At 38.4% G+C, this 21905-nt stretch carries 28 protein-coding genes and 1 tRNA gene; 27 read left to right on the forward strand and 2 right to left on the reverse strand.

Translation table 11 applies throughout. The features are described 5' to 3' along the window. Positions 1-114: 114 nt before the first annotated feature. The 17 genes from RYO55_RS04520 (at position 115) to RYO55_RS04600 (ending at position 14382) form a co-directional block, all read left to right on the forward strand. Entirely contained in the window at positions 115-1263 is a 1149-nt protein-coding gene (locus RYO55_RS04520; protein WP_314984333.1) for an MFS transporter, read from the forward strand. Between the two features lie 266 nt (positions 1264-1529). Continuing rightward, positions 1530-1880: a type II toxin-antitoxin system RelE/ParE family toxin gene (locus tag RYO55_RS04525; protein ID WP_314984335.1), complete on the forward strand. Its 351-nt coding sequence runs from the start codon at positions 1530-1532 to the stop codon at positions 1878-1880. 1 nt (position 1881) lies between these two features. Further along, positions 1882-2154 (forward strand): helix-turn-helix domain-containing protein, encoded by a 273-nt coding sequence (locus tag RYO55_RS04530; protein WP_155085801.1) that lies wholly within the window; start codon positions 1882-1884, stop codon positions 2152-2154. A 74-nt stretch (positions 2155-2228) separates the two neighbouring features. After that, entirely contained in the window at positions 2229-3512 is a 1284-nt protein-coding gene (locus RYO55_RS04535; protein ID WP_314984337.1) for an adenylosuccinate synthase, read from the forward strand. A gap of 539 nt (positions 3513-4051) precedes the next feature. Further along, positions 4052-4396: a helix-turn-helix transcriptional regulator gene (locus tag RYO55_RS04540; RefSeq protein ID WP_004694570.1), complete on the forward strand. Its 345-nt coding sequence runs from the start codon at positions 4052-4054 to the stop codon at positions 4394-4396. Between the two features lie 2 nt (positions 4397-4398). Continuing rightward, positions 4399-5916, forward strand: a complete 1518-nt coding sequence (gene dinB / locus RYO55_RS04545; protein ID WP_314984338.1) for a DNA polymerase IV — start codon at positions 4399-4401, stop codon at positions 5914-5916. Between the two features lie 88 nt (positions 5917-6004). After that, positions 6005-6289 (forward strand): hypothetical protein, encoded by a 285-nt coding sequence (locus tag RYO55_RS04550; protein WP_314984340.1) that lies wholly within the window; start codon positions 6005-6007, stop codon positions 6287-6289. A gap of 322 nt (positions 6290-6611) precedes the next feature. Continuing rightward, positions 6612-8075, forward strand: coding sequence for a catalase (locus RYO55_RS04555; RefSeq protein WP_314984342.1), 1464 nt, complete (start codon positions 6612-6614; stop codon positions 8073-8075). 355 nt (positions 8076-8430) lie between these two features. After that, a complete protein-coding gene (locus tag RYO55_RS04560) occupies positions 8431-9447 on the forward strand; it encodes a 5'-nucleotidase, lipoprotein e(P4) family (RefSeq protein ID WP_314984343.1) in 1017 nt (338 codons plus the stop codon). A 129-nt stretch (positions 9448-9576) separates the two neighbouring features. Further along, positions 9577-9653 (forward strand) — tRNA-Arg (locus RYO55_RS04565). A 159-nt stretch (positions 9654-9812) separates the two neighbouring features. Beyond that, a complete protein-coding gene (locus RYO55_RS04570; RefSeq protein WP_314984345.1) occupies positions 9813-10643 on the forward strand; it encodes a DUF6630 family protein in 831 nt (276 codons plus the stop codon). A gap of 115 nt (positions 10644-10758) precedes the next feature. Further along, the gene (locus tag RYO55_RS04575) at positions 10759-11574 is read left to right on the forward strand and encodes a DUF2262 domain-containing protein (RefSeq protein WP_314984347.1); all 816 of its coding nucleotides are present in this window, start codon (positions 10759-10761) and stop codon (positions 11572-11574) included. Between the two features lie 20 nt (positions 11575-11594). After that, a complete protein-coding gene (locus RYO55_RS04580; RefSeq protein ID WP_314984349.1) occupies positions 11595-12275 on the forward strand; it encodes a hypothetical protein in 681 nt (226 codons plus the stop codon). 12 nt (positions 12276-12287) lie between these two features. Beyond that, a complete protein-coding gene (locus RYO55_RS04585; RefSeq protein WP_314984351.1) occupies positions 12288-12629 on the forward strand; it encodes a hypothetical protein in 342 nt (113 codons plus the stop codon). A gap of 25 nt (positions 12630-12654) precedes the next feature. Continuing rightward, the gene (locus RYO55_RS04590) at positions 12655-13461 is read left to right on the forward strand and encodes a hypothetical protein (RefSeq protein WP_314984353.1); all 807 of its coding nucleotides are present in this window, start codon (positions 12655-12657) and stop codon (positions 13459-13461) included. A gap of 46 nt (positions 13462-13507) precedes the next feature. Further along, the gene (locus RYO55_RS04595) at positions 13508-14014 is read left to right on the forward strand and encodes a YfbM family protein (RefSeq protein WP_314984354.1); all 507 of its coding nucleotides are present in this window, start codon (positions 13508-13510) and stop codon (positions 14012-14014) included. A gap of 80 nt (positions 14015-14094) precedes the next feature. Next, positions 14095-14382, forward strand: coding sequence for a DUF2695 domain-containing protein (locus RYO55_RS04600; RefSeq protein ID WP_314984355.1), 288 nt, complete (start codon positions 14095-14097; stop codon positions 14380-14382). A gap of 137 nt (positions 14383-14519) precedes the next feature. Here RYO55_RS04600 and RYO55_RS04605 read toward each other — a convergent pair whose 3' ends face one another. Then, entirely contained in the window at positions 14520-15086 is a 567-nt protein-coding gene (locus RYO55_RS04605) for an NAD(P)H-dependent oxidoreductase (protein WP_314984356.1), read from the reverse strand. 232 nt (positions 15087-15318) lie between these two features. Here RYO55_RS04605 and RYO55_RS04610 point away from each other — a divergent pair, with 232 nt between their 5' ends. Beyond that, positions 15319-15816 carry an ECF transporter S component gene (locus RYO55_RS04610; RefSeq protein WP_314984357.1) on the forward strand — a complete coding sequence of 166 codons (498 nt, stop codon included), beginning with the start codon at positions 15319-15321 and terminating at the stop codon, positions 15814-15816. 738 nt (positions 15817-16554) lie between these two features. Here RYO55_RS04610 and RYO55_RS04615 read toward each other — a convergent pair. After that, positions 16555-16932 carry a carboxymuconolactone decarboxylase family protein gene (locus RYO55_RS04615; RefSeq protein ID WP_314984360.1) on the reverse strand — a complete coding sequence of 126 codons (378 nt, stop codon included), beginning with the start codon at positions 16930-16932 and terminating at the stop codon, positions 16555-16557. Positions 16933-16998: 66 nt separating this feature from the next. Here RYO55_RS04615 and RYO55_RS04620 point away from each other — a divergent pair, with 66 nt between their 5' ends. The 9 genes from RYO55_RS04620 (at position 16999) to RYO55_RS04660 (ending at position 21808) form a co-directional block, all read left to right on the forward strand. Beyond that, positions 16999-17358, forward strand: a complete 360-nt coding sequence (locus RYO55_RS04620; protein ID WP_314984361.1) for a MerR family transcriptional regulator — start codon at positions 16999-17001, stop codon at positions 17356-17358. An 89-nt stretch (positions 17359-17447) separates the two neighbouring features. Then, positions 17448-17633 (forward strand): type II toxin-antitoxin system HicA family toxin, encoded by a 186-nt coding sequence (locus tag RYO55_RS04625; protein WP_012864932.1) that lies wholly within the window; start codon positions 17448-17450, stop codon positions 17631-17633. Positions 17634-17701: 68 nt separating this feature from the next. Then, positions 17702-18100: a type II toxin-antitoxin system HicB family antitoxin gene (locus tag RYO55_RS04630; RefSeq protein ID WP_012864931.1), complete on the forward strand. Its 399-nt coding sequence runs from the start codon at positions 17702-17704 to the stop codon at positions 18098-18100. A 144-nt stretch (positions 18101-18244) separates the two neighbouring features. Further along, entirely contained in the window at positions 18245-18589 is a 345-nt protein-coding gene (locus RYO55_RS04635; RefSeq protein ID WP_012864930.1) for a zinc ribbon domain-containing protein YjdM, read from the forward strand. A 163-nt stretch (positions 18590-18752) separates the two neighbouring features. Further along, on the forward strand, positions 18753-19124 hold the full coding sequence (locus RYO55_RS04640) for a pyridoxamine 5'-phosphate oxidase family protein (RefSeq protein WP_314984363.1): 372 nt from the start codon (positions 18753-18755) through the stop codon (positions 19122-19124). A 174-nt stretch (positions 19125-19298) separates the two neighbouring features. Next, the gene (locus tag RYO55_RS04645; protein ID WP_314984364.1) at positions 19299-19694 is read left to right on the forward strand and encodes a hypothetical protein; all 396 of its coding nucleotides are present in this window, start codon (positions 19299-19301) and stop codon (positions 19692-19694) included. A 10-nt stretch (positions 19695-19704) separates the two neighbouring features. After that, positions 19705-20217, forward strand: a complete 513-nt coding sequence (locus tag RYO55_RS04650; RefSeq protein ID WP_314984365.1) for a phosphatidylglycerophosphatase A — start codon at positions 19705-19707, stop codon at positions 20215-20217. 63 nt (positions 20218-20280) lie between these two features. Next, positions 20281-20820, forward strand: a complete 540-nt coding sequence (locus tag RYO55_RS04655) for an isochorismatase family cysteine hydrolase (RefSeq protein WP_314984366.1) — start codon at positions 20281-20283, stop codon at positions 20818-20820. 358 nt (positions 20821-21178) lie between these two features. Further along, positions 21179-21808, forward strand: coding sequence for a superoxide dismutase (locus RYO55_RS04660; RefSeq protein ID WP_314984368.1), 630 nt, complete (start codon positions 21179-21181; stop codon positions 21806-21808). Positions 21809-21905: the final 97 nt, after the last annotated feature.

Here is a 21905-nt window from a genome sequence, read left to right on the forward strand (position 1 = left end):
TACCATTTTAGATAGAAGTATATTATTTTAACAGATAATTATAAATTAGTTTCCTAGCAGGCTTTTGTATACTCGTCTTACATTAGAAATTATCTATTTGTTTTAGGAGGTTATATGAAACGTATGATACGAAAGTACGGACCGCCTATTTTTCATTGCATCAATGATTTTGGACAAGGTTCCTTAGCGGCGCTCATTCCGTTTTTTATCGCTAACTTTGGCCTTAATTACTATCAATCGGCGACCATTATCTTCTGTAACACCGTGGTGGCCTCCATCGCACAGCCCATATTGGGTTATGTGGCGGATCGGTGGCGCGTGCCCTGGTTTATTCCCGTTGGCTTTACGGTGACTCTCGTGTCCATTAGCGCCATGGCAATGGCTACGAGTTATGAAATGATTCTTGCTCTGTCGCTTTTGGCGGGGGTAGGGGCAGCATTATTCCATCCTGAGGCAGCTCTACTGGTAAATCGTACGCAATCTCATGAGCTTGGTAATGCTATGGGACGCTTTGCAGTCGGTGGTAGTGCGGGCTTTGCTTTGGGTCCTCTCATCGCTGGTGGTGTTTACGTTTTCGGCGGGCAATTTTTATGGGTTTTTACTGCTATCGCTATACTCGGTGTGCTACTATATCTATACGCCTTTACTGGGGTGACCAGTACGCCAAATGCTGGTGAAAGTAAAAGTCCTACCAAAGCCACTAGTGCTGGTACAAATGATTGGGTGAGTTTCGGTAAACTTTTCTTTGTCATCGCTTCTCGATCGATTCTATTTTCCGTCTTGTCAATCTTTATTCCAATCTTGTATATTACCGTTATTAACGGCGAAGCCAGTGCATCGAGTTTGGCTCTTACTATGTATTTTGCCATGGGCGCAGTCCTTACCTATATGGGCGGGGCTTTGTCCGATAAATTAGGCTTCCTTAAAACGGTATGCTTAGGGAATCTTATTTTTTTGCCATCTGTTTTAGTATTTATCTTTGTACCAAATATATGGGGCTTCTTCGGTGCCATGATACCGATGGCCTTTGGCGTATTCTCACAATACGGTCCCATTACCGTTTTAGGGCAAAAATACCTCGCTAAAAATGCAGGCTTTGCGTCGGGCGTTACTTTGGGGTTAGGGATAACTCTTGGTGGCCTTGTGGCACCTTATATTGGGCACTTAGCAGATATTTACGATGTACAAACAGCGTTGATGACCCTGGTGCCTGTAGGATTGATGGGGCTACTGATGAGCTTTTGGCTTAAAGAACCAAAATAATATCGCTGCAATAAATCATATTAAAGATGTAATGGTAGGTAAGTAGCTAAATTGTATGAAAGAACTAAAATAGAATATTTTGACTCGTTAAAATGTCAATACATGGGAGGTGACCAATGGTCACCTCCCATGTGTTTACTTTAATAAACCAGTTATCTATATTGATTATAGTAAGATTTTGACTTTCTATATCTCAATATCTTTACTTGATATATGTTTTAACATATAATTAAGTAAAGATTTCTTCTAGCAGTAGGAGGAATGACATGGATACGTTTTCTGTTGTTTTTTATGAAACTCTAAGTGGAGATAAACCAGCAAAAGTATTCTTAAATGAACTTTCAGATAAGCAGCGAGCTAAAACAATTCGAGATCTAAAGATACTTGAATTATATGGCAATCGTTTGAGGGAACCTCAGTCTAAATATTTAGAAGATGGTGTTTATGAGTTACGAACAAAGCAAGGCTCGAATATTTCTCGGATATTATATTTCTTTTTTGTAGGTAGACGAATTGTATTAACTAATGGTTTTGTAAAGAAGTCTATGAAAACGCCTAAAAGTGCAATTGAATTAGCTGTTAAATATAAAAATGACTATATTGAGAGGTATACATAATATGGAAACGTTAAATCAATATTTAGAGAAACAATTAAAAAATCCGAAGTTTAAAAAAGAGTGGGATGCGTTAGATGATGAGTATCAAATTATTCAGAATATAGTTGAGGCGCGATTAGCAGCACATATGACTCAGATGCAATTATCTGAATTAACCGGTATTACACAATCCGATATTAGCAAGATTGAAAATGGAAATGGAAATCCATCTTTGAAAACATTGCAGAAAATAGCCCGTGCTTTTGGGAAGAAATTAAAGATTGAATTTGTATAAATACTTTCACAGAGTCCGAACATTGTTGTATAATAAAAATGAATTGTTTCGACTGTTACATGGAGGATATAGATATGGCAACTAGTATGGTTATCGGCACTCAATGGGGTGACGAGGGGAAAGGTAAAATTGTTGACTGGATCGCAGAACGTGCGGATGTTGTGGTGCGCAGTCAAGGTGGTAATAACGCGGGTCATACTGTTGTAGTTGATGATAAAGCGTTTGCGCTTCGCCTTTTACCAAGTGGTATCTTATACGATAACAAACAAAATATTGTGGGTACTGGTGTTGTTATCGACCCTAAAGTTCTGTTACAAGAAATTGAAGGCCTTGAAAAGCAAGGCAGATCTGCTAAATCCCTTCAAATTTCCGACCGTGCACATGTCATTATGCCATACCATATCGCTCTAGATACTGCGGAAGAAGCATCTAAAGGGGATGCTAAAATCGGTACTACTAAAAATGGTATTGGTCCTTGTTACGCTGATAAAATCAATCGTATCGGTATCCGTATTTGCGATTTGTATGATATGGAAGCATTTAAACAAAAATTAGCGTACAACGTAGAGTTCAAAAATAAAATGCTTACGAAGGTATACGATGCTGAACCTGTTAACTACGATGAAATCTTAGCGGATTACACCAAATACGCAGAAGCCTTGAAGCCTTATGTAACAGATACTAATGCGGCTGTTCTTAAAGCCATTCAAGAGGATAAAAAGGTATTGTTTGAAGGTGCTCAAGCTACTATGCTCGACCTTGATCATGGTACATATCCATTCGTAACATCTTCTCATCCAATTGCAGGTGGTGCTTCCACAGGCGCTGGTGTAGGTCCTAACTACTTGAAAAACATCTTCGGTGTAGTAAAAGCTTACGCTACACGCGTTGGTGCAGGTCCGTTCCCTACAGAGCTTCTTAACGAAACTGGCGATAACCTTCGTGAGCTTGGTCATGAGTTCGGCACTGTAACTGGTCGTCCTCGTCGTTGTGGTTGGTTAGACCTGATGGTTGTAAAATACGCAGCAGGTCTTAACAGCCTTGATTATTTGGCTATTACTCGCTTGGATATTCTTGATACGTTCAAAGAATTGAAAATCTGCGTAGGTTACAAATTAAATGGTAAAGACGTAGAAGGCTTCCCAGCTAACTTGAAAGATCTTGAAGCATGCGAAGCAGTGTACGAAACATTGCCAGGTTGGGAAACTGATATCTCTGGTATTCGTGAATATGACAAATTGCCTGAAAATGCTCGTAAATATGTAGAACGCATTGCTGAAGTAACAGGTGTACCTTTGGGTATCGTATCCGTTGGCCCTAACCGTAGCCAAACTATCGACTTAGTAAATGTATTCTAAGCTATACTAATTTGATATAATAGGAAATTTGTATTTGGTAGCATTGATATAATATTATACATTTTAATATTTTTTGCTATGCAATCGATTTATAGAATTATACAGATATGACCCCTCGTAGAGGGGTCTTTTGTGTTGAATAGATGTAGAATATAAACGTGGATACTCTATATCTAATCCTTTAGGTTGCTACAGTGGTGCGGTATATCGAAGTATGCTATATAGTTATTAAAGTGTGAGTATATCGAGAAATATATAATAAATAATAGAACACAATTGTTATATATACAGAAAAATGTATATTCAAATAAATCTATAAAATGAAAATTTGTTTAAAATATTCATTTTATACAAAGAGATACGTGCTTAAATTAGTTTATAATGAGACGAAATTTACTTATCTATAATTTTTTTGTATTCATAATAAATTATTAAGATACAAATATAAAGAAAAAAATAGATTTACATTAAGAAATAGTATATAATAGTACCAAGAAGTAGATTGATATTTTTTGATAAGGATCTGAGGAGTTAAAGATATGGTTGAAGTTTCTTACGAACGTTTAGCGACGATTTTTAAGGCATTAAGTGATGAAACAAGATTACACATCATCGATATGTTGTCTTGCAATGAATTATGTGCAGCCGATATTTTAGCGAGCTTCAATTTGTCTCAATCTACGTTGAGTTACCACATGAAAATCTTAATTGATGCAGGTGTAGTCAACTCTCAACGTAATGGTTTATGGACGCGTTACTCCATTAATGAAGCTACATTTGCCGATATTTTAGATATTCTCCCTCAATTATATAAAACTAAAGATGAGTGCATTTGTGCGCAGATTAAATACTGCCGCATTTCTGAGCACGAAAAAGAAGCGTAACAATGAGACGTTGGATTATGCATGTTGATATGGATGCATTTTTCGCGTCCATAGAACAACTGGATCATCCAGAGTATAAAGGCCACCCCGTAATCGTGGGTGGTCTTTCTTCACGTGGTGTTGTAGCTACCTGTTCCTATGAGGCTCGAAAATTTGGTGTTCACTCTGCGATGCCAATCTCGAGGGCTAAGAAACTCTGTCCTGATGGCATCTATGTATATCCTCGGATGGATCGATATAAAGAAGTATCGAACCAAATTTTTTCCATCATGAAAGAATTCACCCCTTATATTGAGCCTCTATCTATTGATGAAGCCTTTCTTGAAGTGAGCGGCATGTCTACCATGTATAGTGGTCCTAAAGCACTAGGACAATCCATTAAAGATCGTGTATTCGAGAAAACAGGACTTATTATCTCTGCAGGCTTAGCACCCAATAAATTTCTTGCTAAATTAGCCTCTGATTTAGATAAGCCAGATGGTCTTGTGGTCATCCCATACGGTCGTGAAAAAGAGGTGCTAGCTCCTTTGCCTATTAAACGTATTTGGGGTGTTGGCCCTCGGACAGAGAAAATTTTGAAAGCTGGTGGCTTTCATCTGATACGTCATATTCAGTCTTTGCCTGATGAAAGTACTTTAATTCCTCTTGTGGGAAATCAGGCAAAGCGCATATGGGAACTTGCGAATGGTATCGACGATAGACCTGTTGAAACAGACCGAAAGATACAATCGATTGGAGCTGAGGAAACCTATGAAGAAGATCTCACAGAGGGCCGTGCTATCGAATTAGAATTTAGGTACTTTGCAAACCGTTTATCGAAACGGCTTCGGAGACGTAGCCTTTATGGACATACTGTATCTATCAAGGTTCGGTATGATGATTTCACTACCGTATCACGGCAGAAGCGGTTAGATACGCCGTCAGATCATGAGCATGTATTTTTTGAAACTGCGCTGCTCTTGTGGAATAAGCTCATGCAAGATAAAACGAGTAAGAATCCGAAAGGTACAAAGAAAGACGTAGAAGCACTAGGGGCAACTATGAAAGTGAAATCTACTGATTTTAGATATAGTAGTTCTAAAGATAATCGTTCTAACCATATTGGTTCTAAATATAGTAGTTCCAGTGAGATTACTTTTATGGATCCGCCTGGTCCTATCCGTTTATTAGGCCTTACTGTGAGTGGTCTCGATGAGAAGGTTCCTATGCAGGACAGTCTCTTTGAATCCCCACAGGATAAAACAGAGGATAAGCTATCTAGTGTGTTAGACTCCTTAGAGTCTAAATTTGGTGAAACCGCTGTCATGAGTGGGGCGTTATGGCAACGCTTTCACGGAGACAATGGAATACGCAGAAAACGGTTAGAGTTGAAAGCGGCAGTGGATGCACAGCCTGATCAAGAGGATGGGGAGTCTATTAATGTTGATGTAGTCTCAACTAAAGAGACTAATCGGTCTACAATTGCAGATACACACCCATCTATTGAAGGACCTAAAAAGACCGTCAAAAAGGACTTATAAAGATTATATTGAATACTTTCGCTAATATAATTGTTCGTGTTACAATATGGGTGTAGTGTTAATAAATTACCGCAAGAGAGGTATAGATATGAGTTTATTTCGTGTGGCCATTCATTATGGCGTAAACAGCAATGGTTTCTTGTCCTATGATACAGAAACAAAAACAGTGTCCGTAGATTTACCTGAACAAGAGTGGGTTGATAAGGTTCTCGCTTACTTGAATAATGAACATGCTATCGAGCATGCTACAGGTCTTGATACGTATGAACGGTTGAACGTAAAACCATTGGAATCTTTGGATAATCTTAAGTTAGCTTTAACACGTATGTGGGAAGCAATCGACGTACAAGTTGACTGGAGTCGTCCGGCATAAATTGAATGAAAACACCTTGTGATCTACAGGTTGGTAGAAGCAAGGTGTTTTTTGTTTTGTTCAGGTTGGGAAGTAGACGTATGTAGGTATAACTAGTATATACAATACTGTGAATTCTCATTTATGTTTTACAAATGATATCGTGTATACAAGATTTATAAAGGTTGAGGGTTGTTTTGTTAAAAAAAATATGATATTCTAATTACAGAGTAATGGATAATAATTATCCATTAATAATATTTATCTTAATTGAGATGTATAATCTAAAAAATTATGTAAAGTAAATTACTTTCATTTTGATCTCTAAGTAGGAGTTTGTAACATGAATAATGAAAAAAAACTAACAACCGCCTTTGGCGCTCCCGTACCAGATAATCGCAACTCTGTTACAGCAGGTAAACGTGGTCCTGTATTGATGCAAGATGTTTGGCTCATGGAGAAATTAGCTCATTTTGAGCGCGAAGTGATTCCTGAACGCCGCATGCATGCTAAAGGATCCGGTGCATTTGGTACTTTCACAGTAACTAATGATATTACAAAATATACGAAAGCAAAAATTTTCTCTGAAGTAGGCAAGCAAACGCCGTTATTCGTGCGTTTCTCCACTGTTGCCGGTGAGCGTGGTGCGGCCGATGCAGAACGCGACATTCGTGGCTTTGCCGTAAAATTTTATACGGAAGAAGGAAACTGGGACCTCGTAGGTAATAATACACCGGTATTCTTTATCCGCGATCCATTGCAATTCCCTGATTTGAACCGCGCTGTAAAACGGAATCCGAAAACAAATCTTCGCGATGCGACAGCAAACTGGGATTTCTGGACTAGCTTGCCAGAGGCGATTCACCAAGTAACAATCGTCATGAGTGACCGTGGTATTCCTAAATCCTACCGCACAATGCATGGTTTTGGCAGTCATACATACAGTCTTATCAACGAAAACGATGAGCGTGTATGGGTTAAATTCCATTGGGTTTGCCAACAGCCGATTGAAAATCTTTCCGACGCTGAGGCGGCTAATGTGGTAGCTAGTGACCGTGAAAGTCACCAACGTGACCTCTTTGAGGCTATTGAAAAAGGCGATTTCCCTAAATGGAAACTATGCATCCAAGTGATGACCGAAGAACAAGCTAACAATATGCCGTACAATCCATTCGATTTAACTAAAGTATGGTATCACGATGAGTTCCCATTGATTGAAGTTGGTGTGATGGAACTTAATCGCAATCCGGAAAACTATTTCCAAGATGTAGAACAAGCGGCCTTTGCACCGACTACAATTATTCCGGGTATCTCTTTCTCTCCTGATAGAATGCTTCAAGGTCGTTTATTCTCTTATGCCGATGCGCAACGCTATCGTCTAGGGGCAAATTATTATCAAATCCCTGTTAATGCCGCTAAATGCCCTGTAAATATCTATCATCGCGATGGTCAAGGGCGTATAGATGGAAACCATGGATCTACAATTGGTTACGCACCAAATAGCTTTGGTGAATGGGCTGAACAACCAGAATTTAAAAATCCTCCTCTCGATGTATCTGGTCCAGCTTACCAATATGACTTCTATGAAGACGACTCTGACTTCTTTACACAACCAGGTAAATTGTTCCGCCTCATGAGCCCTGAACAACAACAAGCCTTGTTTGATAACACCGCAGCGGCTATGAATGGTGTACCTGATTTTATCAAAGAACGTCATGCAAAACATTGCTACCAATGCGATCCAGCTTATGGTGAAGGCGTTGCTAAAGCATTGGGTATGGACATTGATTTTAGTGATGTAAAATAAGGGAATACATCCTATTTAAACAACAGAAAAGACAGTTAATCTAAACAATACTAACGATTAAAAAGAACTTTCTTAACTAATAACTCTCTTACACTTATATAAAAAACAAATCTATAAAAAATCTAAATTCACACAAAAGTTTTATACACTGATACCAATTATCTTATAAACAAATAAAACCCTTTAAAGGGCCTTTGCTAATCACATCTAAGTTAAGAATCATCAAAGATGTGTAGTAAGGGCCCTTTTGCTGTGTTGAAAATATACAAATTTCAAAAGAATTTTAGTATAATTATGTAGAGTTATATGATGTATTAAATTTGCACGTAATGTTATATGTGAATAGGAGGCAATTATGAAATCTAGTAGTTTGGCATGGTATGTGGCGGTGGCTTGCATTGGAGGAAGCCTTTGTGTGGGTTCTGTAGTACAGGCGAATTCTCCAGAGATGGTGAAAGTAAATAGCCCTGTTTCTGCTGCTGTTGTAACGCAGGCTCAACCAGCTCAACCTGTTACTGTTACAGCAGCTAAGAATGATGTAGCTAGTGCTGCAGCAAATAATACAGTAGCTAATAATGCGGTAGTTAATAGTGAATCGGCGAATGATGCGGCAACACAGGTTGAACAGGCAGCACTCAAGCAAAAGCAGCAGTACCAAGCTGACACAGAGACGATGGGGCTGTTATGGATGCGCACCTCTGCGGAGTATAGAGCACTAGCGTATCAAGGGTACAATGTGGCGATGAATGCCGTTAAAATGGCCGTTGTTGATCCATCTCATCAAAGAAAACCTTTAGCTATTGTTCTTGATGCGGACGAAACAGTAGTAGATAATACAAAACTGATGGGTGAAAGCATCGCCAATGGCAATGGTCGTTTTGATGCTCCTTGGTGGCGTCAAGCGGTGCATCAAGGAAAATCGCAAGCCATGCCTGGGGCCGTTGACTTCCTAAATGAAGTACATAAACAAGGGGTAGAAATCTTCTATGTTTCAAACCGCTACGCACCTGTAAACCTTGATGTAACGATACAGAACTTTAAAGAACTAGGATTCCCATCTGTTGATAAAGACCATGTACTACTATTCGAAAAAGACTCTGATAAACAACCTCGCTTTGATATGATTGCTAAAAAATATTATGTCGTTGTATACATGGGCGATAACGCCGGTGATTTCCCAATCGGCACAAAAGGCAAGACACTAGCTGAAAGAAATGGCATCATCGATGCTCATAAAGAAGACTTTGGTACTACCTTTGTGGTATTCCCAAACCCTGCCTATGGATCTTGGGTAAGTGCATTAGCTAAAGGCTACCAAAACCTAAGCCCAGAAGAACAAAAACAAGTAAATAACCAATACTTACAACAATAAGTTTATAAGTGACGACTATAGCAATTAGATATTAACCAATGTTTATAACAATGAGCTAATAACTGTTATCTATAGCAATAAGGACGCCTTGCGTATACTTTATTAAAAACGATATAATAAAGTGTACATGCGTCTATAGCTCAGTTGGATAGAGCGGCAGTTTCCTAAACTGCGTGTCACTGGTTCGATTCCGGTTAGGCGCACCAAAAATTAATAGGCATAAGGCTTTTAGTCTTATGCCTATTTTTTATGCCATTATTTTCTTATGTTAGTGAATTTTAAGTTATGCTGTTTAAATTGTAATAATGCTATAATTAGATTAAATAGAGTGTTTGTAAAAGGTAGTTATATAAAGGTGTATCCTTATGAGTTTTTACAATTGGATTCAAGAAAAGCTTTTTGACAATTACGAAGAGTGGCACATGAAGAGTCCCGATTATAATCGAAACGGTTTTAACATAGTAGGCATAGATAATACGCTCAAGGCTATGGAAGATGGCTTTTTCATGTATATAGAGCTATATCCGCCTCATGCTATCGATGGTTGCACTGCGATGAAGGCTCGTGTAGGAAAAACGCAGGATTCCGTTGATATATTCTTAGACATCGATAGTAAAACCTATCGTATGGATGATGTAAGTTATCCAGATGCGGTGAAGATGATGCGGGCTTTTGTGAAAAAACGGAGATTGCCTAATCCTAGTTTGTATGTAGAAGTAGCAAATCTAGATATAGAGCAGATGAAACCAACATTTACAGAGCTAGCAACGTTATTACTAGGCGATGCTAAACAAGCTAAATCTTTTATGACCGAGGCTAAGTTGCGCTCCATGGAAGAATTAGAAGATAGTTGGTGGAACCTTTATGAGAAACTAGTATCTAAAGGATATGCCGTAGAGCTAAGCTGTAAGTGTGAACTAGAGGATTTTATTCATAATGTGCAGAAATTAATACGTAACAAGTCTTTAGATACTAGCGAAAATCTAACTATTGATACAGCAGCATTAGATGAAGACCAATGCATTACGGACTGGAGTGCGGATCTTAATGCCACATGGGAAGCCCATAAGTTAGTAGGTATGGATATCGGAACCGATAGCTTTGTACTTATGGTGCTTTCAAGTGAGGAATTCGAAGCAGCCCAAGAACTAGCGAAAGAATTATTACATAGAATCGATGTAGCTGAACGCTTGTAAGTAATATAAATTATGATGTAGTAGCACAATTATAATGTGGCCGCACCTATAAGAATGCAATTCTTAACTGTAAACAATTTGCACCGTATAAATGTTATGAATAGGAGAGAGTCATATGAGTGTTGTACGTTTGCCAGAATATGAAGCAGAGTTTGAATCTGAAGTATTTGAAATCTATGCATTACCGCGTAGTGATGCGCATGGGGCTAGTCCTTATTTAGAGAAGTACCATAGACCACTGGTGTCTACTGATGCTATCCTAGATACTCGAACTGGCGTGCTTGACCGTAGCGAAGGCATTTTGACTTGGATTATTGAGGGTCTTGACGATAGATGGGGCTATTCTTTTGAGCCGCACGGTGTCTATAAATTGTTAGTTAAGAAAGCTAAGCCCATAGAGGATTTAGGCTATATGCGTCCCTCTTGGAATAATCGCTATTATGTGCTCGAGGTGTTAGAGGAGCACGCTAAACACAGCGAATTAGAGGCATTGTCTGCGTATTTAAAAACCCCTAAATACCTTCATACCGATAGGGGTGATTTTATGTTAAATCGAGAGTATCAATATTACACAGCGAGAATTGATGATTATGCATTCACCCTTGATGTAGACGAGGGTTCTGATGAAAGCTGTACCGTAGCATTGGCGGCTTTCAATAAGATTAAAAATTTCAAAGACTTTGAACAACGAATTAGCGTGTACATTAGTGAAACATTGCTAGATTTAGCTAATGATTGGCTAGATAACGACGACCAAGACCCGATTACGGCAGAAATATTTGCTAAGCGTATTACGATGGGTGAATTGGTGTTTCGCAATGATGGCTCCATAGAAGTTTATTATGATGACGATGATATTTTCTGGGGTCATTGCATCATAGCCAATATTGATGCGGATGGGAATCCTGTTAATGCGGATATTGCAGGATAATAATTTAGCGGAGAGAGACGATGGAAGATATGTATAATCAAGTAAGAAGTTTTTTCGCTAATGACATTGATTTAAATGATTTATACGATTCTGAAGCTGTCGTTTGGATTGATTGGCGTGAGTACGATGAAGATGTAGTGTGCTATTTTAATGACATGATGGATGAGCCTATCGATATTAAAACGGTTAGTAATGGCAAGGCTTATGGTGACGATATTGTGTTACAAAGAGGCGATAAAAAGCTACAAATTCCTTACGGTGATGAGCAAGATCGAGATGTGACCATCAAATATTTCAATGACTTTGTTAAGCCTGCCTATGAGGTGCGTTGGTTTACTGAAAGTCTTGGGAACGATACGCTCGGCTTTACCGTGCTTTCAGGGCTGGAATGGGCGAAATTAAACGATGAATTTGGTGCGGATATGGTTCGTTATTATTTTGAACCTATTGATTTTGAAAGCGACATGTTTAATCTCGGCATGGACGAAGTCTCTACATTGCTTGCGTTACGAGAAGACGGTGAAGGCGTTAATTCTGATTTTAGTACACAATTAGACTGGATTAGAATCATAAACAAAGAAAAGACCTTGGATGAACAAAAAGAGAAGGGACAAATTGACTTAAAACAGTACATGGCTGCTAAAAAAGAACTACAACAGATTAAGGATGAATTTGTGGCAGTTCATGGTGAAATGCAATAAGGGGTAATCAATATGGATTACTTAGAAATATTACGAAATGATGCTAAGCTAGCTGAAGAGTTTGATATGCTGTTTGATTTTTACCTGTTAGACGGTTTGGAAGAACGAGATACTGCCGAAGGGCGATGCACCTTCTCTTTACCTGGAAAGGCTTTTGGTCGTGATGAAATCGCTTCTTATACAGAAATGGATGTATGGGAAACCGTTGTTCAGGTGCTAGGCATGCCTTTAGAAGCAAATGTGGCTGCTGAATTACAAAAATTCTATGACGCTGCACATCGAGCTCCTTTATATATTTGTTATTTCCATGAAGATGATGGAACCGTTACAGAATCACATAATCTGTTTTTCTAGACGTATTGTTTAAAAGGAGAATTATATGGCTATTGATGGAGTAAAAATCATAGATAGTGATGATGGCCATGATATTTATAATTTAATTGTTGAGCGCTATAGAGATGGTATCAGTATTGATACAATTGTTTCAGAAATATTGGCTGAAGAGCAGAACTTTTGCACTGACGAATTCTATACAGAAATTTATTGGACTGCCGTAGCTTATTCACTGTGGAAGATAGGTCATCTGTCTGAGGATATTAAAGGGAAAGCCTTAGACATAATCGGGAAGGGTGCTCATGAGTTTTGGCTAGAAATTGATAGCAAGGCGCTCAAACAGCGGCAAAAGGTGTTGGATACATTAGCCGTACAACTACAAAGTGAAAATCCAAAGCCTCTTAAAGTTCGAAAATCTAAAACAAAGCGAGAACCTCATTTTAAGGTGGGCGATGTACTAGCCGTTAAGTTTAAAGACAACTATGGAGCCATCTTCGTGTCGGACGTAGATCAATCACCGCGAAAAATCGAATATCATTTGGCCTGTACAAGACTTTTACAAGCGGACAAACCTAGTATGGACGATTTTTTAAATAGTCAAATTTCCTGTCGGAAAGATAATACAAATTTCGGTATCAACACCGACTGTTGGTTCAATCATAAGGACTTAGGGCTGCTATTAGGTGATTTGGAAATTATCGGAACCGTTGAGCTGTATCCGTGCAAGCTCTGGAAACTAGCGCCGGCAGACACATTGGACGATATCTACAATGAGATTACAGATGAACCGAGGATAGGCAGACTTCGGCTAATAGATACGTATGAACTGGTGAAAGATATTATTCGTCAATAATTACTGACAGAGATAGAGCACTAACTATCTAGGGAGGTTTTAGGTTATGGGACTCATTGCAAATTATAATTGTGTAAATGATAAGAATTTAAAAGAGCTCAAGGGTTTAGGTTCATCAGAGGAAGAGCTTTTTGAAACCGTTGAAGAGTGGAGTGATGAGGACGAGTTATTGCTAGACATTGATAAGATGTGGGATGTCCTTCACTTCGTGCTTACTGGTGTGAGCGCTAATCATATAATAGATGATAATCCACTTAGCCAAGCTGTGCTTGGTGTAACGTCGATTGAGGACTTATCTGAATATATGGCTTATACGGAACATTCCAAAATAGTTGATATCCTAGCGGCTTTAGAGCAGTTTGATATAGAACAAGCACTCGAATCTTTCGATATGAAAGCCTGTAAAGAGGCTGAGTTATACCCAAATATTTGGGACTATGACGAAGAAGAGGAGGAAATCATAGATGAGCTTCTCCATGACTTCGAGCAGATGAAGGTGTTCTATAAAAAAGTGCTAGAAGCGAAGGGCCATGTAGTAGTTACAATTTGTTAAGCTGCCAAAATTAAAATACGCACTATTTTAGAGAGCCCAGAATTATATGAGAAATAGGTCATGTAAAGGAAACAGTTGCAATGGACAAAGCGCGTAAAAAGGAATTATTGAAAGACTATAAAGCTAAAGAAAAACAGAGTTTTCAAGATAGTTTGCCTATGGATGAAGAGCTATTTTGGAATCTTTTTGACTATGTAGATGAGAAATTAGAGACAAATGATGGTTGCGATCATAGTTTGACTTTCACAAGAGAATTTTTGGAAAAGCAGAGCGTAGATGTTGAAAGTGTACTAGCCTGGATTATTAATGAAGGTGGCGGGTGTGATTGTGAGGTTCTCTACAATGTAGAAGAGAGATTTGAAGAGTAATATCTATGTAATTGGGGAGATTTTCGTATACGGCTTGTTTTTGACTTAGAGCAAACTGTAAGCAGTCTAATGTAAATTTATTTGTGATTTTGGCAACCAAGTAATCTTTGGTAAAAAATCATAGTATACTAGAAATGTTATATACTGCCGGCGATATTAGCGATTTTGTCTAAGAAGCGTCGGCGTTTTTCGTCTGAGCTGTTTTCCGTGCCCGCCAACTGGGTATGTGTAACCGGTTTGATGCCGCAGGATTTCAGAATCTGATTTTTTAATACCTTGCCATAGTCCTGGATAAACGGCGTCAAAAAGGCGGGAGTGTTGTGGGTTGTGATAATCCAGGCAGATTTTCCTTGTAAATGACCTATAAGGCCTCTTTTACCATATGAATAGGCAAAGCCCGCTGTAAAGACGCGATCGATAAATCCTTTGAGCATAGCCGGCATACCGCTCCACCAAATAGGGTAGATAAAGATGATATGGTCTGCCCAAGTAATCAAATTACGATACTTTTCCATATCCGGCACAGTACTTAGATCTCGACGTTTGTGCGTGTCATCAAATCGCAATACAGGATCGAATTGCTCCTCATATAGATCCAAGGTGTTTACATTGTGGTCTTTTGAAAGATTCTGTTGGACTACTTTCAGAATAGCACTATTAAAACTCTGATGATTAGGATAGGTGTAAATGATTAAAATGTTCATGGCTAGTTCCTTTCTATTCAATCAGTGTCACGTTGAGGGAATTCTTATAATAAAATGGTATCTATAGAAAGTTAAAGTCTAGTGAAGAGCATCTATTCTGAAAGTAAATGACGATAGAATTTGCTAAGGAAGTATTGTTAATTTCTTCTATTTGCAGGTGTTACCATAAAGGTTTATAGTATAGGCATGTGATGGATATAGTCACATGTCTATTTTTTATAAGGAGGACGCTATGCAACACGTTCAACCCCGCAGTACTACGTCCGCGTTAGTACTCACAGCCGTATTGATTGCCCTCACAACACTGTTTACCATGTACACGAAAATCCCAGTACCTGGCATTCGCGGCTATTTCAATGTAGGAGATGTCGTTATTATGACGTCAGCTCTATTATTAGGTCGAAAATATGGCGCCTATATTGGTGCTATCGGCCCAGCGTTAGCTGATTTATTCCTCGGCTACGCAGTCTTTGTACCTATCACCTTTGTGGTGAAAGGCATTGAAGGCTATCTTGTCGGTACTGTCTATAACCATAAGACAACTACTTCTGCCTTGGTAGCAACTATCCTAGGTGGTATTATCATCGTAGCAGGCTATTTTATTGCCGAATACTTTGTATTTGACCCAGGCGTAGCCATTGCTAGTATTTTAACGAATGTCATTCAAGCCGTTATGAGCGTTATTATTAGTATGATTTTATATGCTATATTACGGAGACGACTTGCATAGTAAATTGACAGTCTCTAGAATTCAGACTATACTATAAGTACAAAAGAGCCAGTTAACGTGTTCTAGGCGTTAGGCTCATCAAAGAATGTTGAATTTGATAAATCTAACGTGTCTAAGTATTGCAGTACTTAGTTTCAAACGTTAGGTTTATTTTTTACCTAACTCACGTTAATGGCTCTTTCGTTATTAGTATATAGCAGAAATTATTGATTGAAAAATATGGATTAATTTCGTACAACTTGTACATGAATAAAAGGGAGACTCTATCAAGAGTCTCCCTTTGTTAGTTATAAATAGACTAATATTTATTAATAGATTTATTATTGCATAGAACATAAGTTCGGTTTATAATGAGCGTAAGATAGTCGAACGAGGTTGGGACACCCTTTTTCTTTGAAGGGGGTGAAAGCCTATGAATGCTTATGAAGTCATTATGATTGTCCTCGGGATCTTAACTGTCGTTATTTCCTTTGGAGCATTGATAGTCCTGATTTGTCGTAATAACGACAAATAGCCCTTCGTTACCAACTGGTAGCTGAAAACGAAAGGCCATTTCTGCATGCTTTATAATGTTTTGGGATGAGCCTGACGGAATCACTCGTCGACTATCTCTTTATTACATTATAATGAGATTGGCGTATATCGTCAATCTGGATGCGTCGTGTAATGTACATAATATAATAATGCTGTTGAGAGGGTCCGTCGGGATCCTCTATTTTTGTTGCTGTCGTTCTTTAATTACAGTATGTTTCGTTCTTCAAAGACCGCTTTCACCGTAAACAGTGCATTTAGTACGCGTGGAAATCCCGCATAGGGGATGCAATGTGTGCAAACCTCTACGATTTGCTCTGGCGCGATACCGACGTTGAGTGCCGCGTTGGTATGTACTTTCAGCTGAGCCTCGCAACCGCCCAGTGTTAAAAGGGATGCGAGCGTAATCAGTTCTCGTTCCTTGAAATTCAGGTTGGGGCGCGTGTAGATGTCGCCGAACAGCTCGACCAATAAATCGGCTATGGCCGGTGAAATCTCTTGAATTGTATTATACACCTCCTCGCCGTGCAGCCCGTCAATTTGTTTCAATGTGTTCATACCGATGTTAAAACGTGTTTCTTTCATAATTATTACCTCCGTCTAGACGTATGATATATGCTCGAGTATACTTGAGGTCAAGGTGGTGAAAGTATGAAAATCGGTGAATTTTCAAAATTGGTGGGACTGCCCATTTCTACATTGCGATATTATGAGGATCAAGGGTTCCTTCATATCGAGCGACAGAACGGCATTCGTAATTACCATGCTGAGGATGTGGGCTTTGTGCAGTTTATTAAACGCTTGAAAGACATGGGAATGCCTCTTGCGAATATCAAGCGATATGCGGATTTAAGGTATGCCGGATCTCATACGGTCCATGAAAGAATGACATTGTTGCAAGAACACTATCGATTTATTGATGCCGAAATCAAACGATTGGAAGGCTATAAGAATAATTTAGAAGATAAGTTAGAGTTGTATGAAAATCTTTTGAATCAAGATTATAAATAATTGACATACGTATAAATACGTATTATAATGTAAATGTCAATTAGGAGAAGTTATTTTATTTTAAGTAAATGAATGGTGGTGATTAAAATTTGACTACACCTAAAGAGTTGATGAAGGATTTAAAAAAAGATGGTTGGTATATTGATAGAATTAAAGGTTCGCATCATATACTAAAGCATCCAATAAAAGCTGGTCGTGTAACGATTCCGCTACATAAGGAAGATTTAAAGCCTAAAACATTACAAACAATCTTGAAACAAGCGGGGCTTAAATAGCCCCTTCAAGATAGTTAGGTGGAGTTAGATTAGTCATCATGTGTCTAGCTATATAGGAGGAATATTAAATGAGAAAGGAAATGTACCCAGCTATCTTTAGTACAGATGGTAAAAATGGATATACGGTAAGTTTTCCAGATTTATTAGGCTGTGTAACTGAAGGCGATACTTTATGTGAAGCCGTAGAGATGGCTGAAGATGCACTAGGTATTTACTTGTATTCATTGAGTGAAGATGGCGAGGAATTTCCAGAAGCAAGTAATCCAATCGATATTAAATGTAATAAAGGTGAATTCATAGATTTAGTAAAATGGGATGAAGAGGAATATTTAAAAAGAACCGATAATAAAGCTGTAAAAAAGACCCTTACAATACCAAGCTGGTTAAATCATAAAGCTGAAGAGAAGCAACTTAATTTTTCACAAATTTTACAGAGAGCATTAAAGCAAGAATTAGAATTAGTATAATCTGTAATATTTAAAATTTATAGATTTATAGATTATAACTCATGTAAGTAATATTAATTAGCTTTTGACTTATTGCTTAGGTAGTTAAGTAACGTTTTCATATAGTATAATACTTTCATTATGTAGTGAAAAAAGGAGATCCAAATGGCAAATTTACCTAACTGCCCTAAGTGTGGCGACGAGTACACATACGAAGACGGTCATATGTTTATCTGCCCTATGTGTGGCAACGAATGGACAGCGGCTGACGCACAAGCTGCAGCTGAAGCGGGAATCATTCGCGATGCTAACGGCAACGAGCTCGCTGATGGCGATACAGTTGTTGTTGTAAAAGACCTCAAAGTAAAAGGCGCTGGCATCTTGAAACAAGGTACGCGCGTAAAAAATATTCGTCTCATCTCTGGTGCAAGCGATGGTCATGATATTGATTGCAAAATTGACGGCTTCGGTGCGATGGCATTGAAGTCTGAAATGGTTAAGAAAATCTAATTACATATAGTTTAACCATAAACATATAAATCCTCTGTCCTTAAGGGTAGGGGATTTTTCTATTGTTTTATATATTATCTGTAATGAAAATTACTATTAATTATATGTGATGTGTGCTATGATGACTATATTAAATAATATATATAGTTAGGAGGATATCCAGATGTTACCGGAAAAACTATTAGAAGTATTAAAACATGAAGGTGTTGTATCTATCACTACTTGGGCTAATAATGAAGCACATGTAACAAATACCTGGAATTCCTATTTAAAAGTTGATGGTGATGATCTTTGGGTTCCAGCTGCAGGTTTAACTAGTACAGAAAATAATCTCAAAGTAAATAATCGTGCTATTGTTACACTTGGTTCTCGTGAAGTAGAAGGCTTTAATGGCTATCAAGGTACGGGTTTCCGTTTGGAATGTAGTACGTCTTTCCTAACAGAAGGTGAAATCTTTGATAAAATGTATGCAGAATACCCATTTATCAGCCGTGTTTTAGTATTACATGTACAAGATGCTAAGCAGTTATTGTAATTAAGACTACATCCTTTACTTAGCAACTACAATTTATAAATTTAAATTCCAAACTTAATATTGAAGTCCGAATTTAATTTTAAATCCCTACTGGTTGATAACCGTAGGGATTTTTTCGTGGTATAATCAACTTATAATGCATATAGTAAGAGAGTATTTAGATGAGAGGAAACTATGGTTAACCGTGTTGTTTTATTGGCCTTATTAGTATCTATGATGAGTCCTATTAGTTCTCTAGCTGCAGATGTAAAGCCTGCGGACAAGCGTAATTATGAATTGCAACAACAGATTTCTTATAACGTGATCATTCCACCAGAGGCTTTTGAAACGAGTGCAGACGGAACATTAATCGTTCCTATAGAGATTAAGACGGACGATAAGGGCAATATTGTAGCTGTTGAAGCGGGTCCTAATAATTGGAAGCTAGATCGTGAAGCGTACCCAATTTTTGAGGAGGCTGCTAAAGAGGCGGCTTGGAATACTAAGCATGTTGATACTGATGAAGCGCTCGTTGTAACGATTCCCGTTAGTATTGTCATGTTATCTGATACTAATCCTAAGAAACGATAAAGGAGGGCTTATGGAAACTACGAAAGATTTAGAGAAATATACTTATGAACTTCTCGCTGAACGGGGTGTCACATTAGAGGATATTGCAGAACTTGTTTTTTACGTACAAAAGCCATATATGCCGAATTTAAAACTTGAAGAGTGTAGAGATAGCGTGGCGTCTGTACTATCTAAACGGGAGGTACATAATGCAATTATTACGGGCATAGAGCTTGATAAGTTGACAGAGCAAAATAAATTATCTCAACCATTACAACGCATAGTGGCCAATGATGAAAGCCTATATGGTATTGATGAAATTTTAGCTTTTTCCATCGTTAATTTGTATGGATCCATTGGTTTTACAAATTATGGATATTTAGACAAGGTGAAGCCAGGTATCATCAAAAAACTAGATAGTGAAGAGGGCGGGCATTGTAATACCTTCCTCGATGATTTGGTAGGTGCCGTAGCGGCAGCAGCGGCAGGGCGATTAGCCCATAATGAGCCAAATCGAGTACAACATGCTATAGTAGAAGAATAAAGAGTATAACTAATATTGATTGGAAATAAATATTTTATTTTGTAGCTATATACAGGAGGAACTATGCAAAAGGTTCTGGTAGTAATCGATATGCAAAATGATTTTGTCGATGGTGCACTTGGCTCATCGCAAGCACAGTTAATCGTAGATAATGTGCGTAAGAAAATTGAAAGCTTTGATGGTCCTATTATCTTTACTCGCGATACACATGATAGGGATTACTTGGAGCGTCAAGAAGGGAAGCTTTTACCAGTGCCACACTGCGTGAAAAATACCGAGGGCTGGCATATTGTGAAGGGATTGATCGAGGCTGCAGAAGGTCGTTCAATCATGAGCCCCGTATCCTTTGTAGATAAGCCGAACTTTGCCTCTTTCGAGCTAGTAAGTCGCTTAGAGGGAATGGATAGGGTAAATCCTATTGAGTCTATCACGCTCATCGGCTTATGCACAGATATTTGTGTTGTTTCCAATGCAATCCTGTTGAAAGCGGGCTTGCCAGAGATTCCTATTCACATTGATTCGAGTTGCTGTGCTGGCGTAACAGAGGAGTCCCATCAAGCGGCATTAACAACGATGAAAATGTGTCAGTGCATCATTGACTAACTTGTAGATTAAATTTATATAAAACTATGTGTTATTGCTAATCAAAAGTCACATAACAATTAACTAATTAAAGGCTGTAGGAGTTCCTATGGCCTTTTATGTTAGTCTTTTATATTGACGTTTTTCTATATAACATGTACAATTAGATAAAGAATGATAATTCATATCAATTTGTTAGCTAAATATTATATCCTAACTGCTGGTTACGTTGGGATAATCAGTCTCTTCTTGAAGTATATATGCTATGCTAGTAGATTGATTCTATATTACCGATGCAGGTGCATCGAATTGCTTTCACAAGAACTATGATACGAAATAGTTAGCATTGTTCTACGCCCTAAATTTAAGGAGGACTACTATGAAACCTTTCGAACTCGCACCATTACCGTATGCTTATGATTACCTTGAGCCTGTTATCGATGCAGAAACAATGAAATTGCATCATGACAAGCATCATCAAGCCTATGTTAATAATTTGAATGCTGCTATCGCGAAATACCCTGATCTTGCTTATGGTTGTGTAGACTGCATCCTCGGCGATATTGCTAATGTGCCTGAAGATATCCGTCAAGCCGTTATCAACAATGGTGGCGGTCACAAGAACCACACCATGTTCTGGGACATCATGACAAAACCAGATACTTCTAAATTGCAAGGTCCTTTGAAAGAGGCTATTGACGCTGAACTTGGTGGCTACGATGCTTTTGTTGAAAGCTTCTCTACTGCGGCAGCTACACGCTTTGGCTCTGGTTGGGCTTGGCTTGTAGTTAACAAAGATGGCAAGCTAGAAGTGACATCCTCTGCAAACCAAGATAATCCTCTATTGGAAGGTAAAAAAGCAATTCTATGTTTAGACGTTTGGGAACATGCATACTACTTGCACTACCAAAACCGTCGCCCAGACTATATCAAGGAATTCTTCCGAGTTATTAACTGGGACAAAGTTTCTGAAAACTACGAAAAAGCATTGAAACCACATCATGATTAAGTGGTACACTTGTTAGAAACAGAAACAGAAACAGAAACAGAAACAGGGCACGAGCTTCCTCGCTCTTAGTTCTCCTTGTCTGGGTCATGGCGCAGCA

Source organism: uncultured Veillonella sp. (assembly GCF_963551295.1).
In the GTDB taxonomy this organism is placed as follows: Bacteria; Bacillota; Negativicutes; order Veillonellales; family Veillonellaceae; genus Veillonella.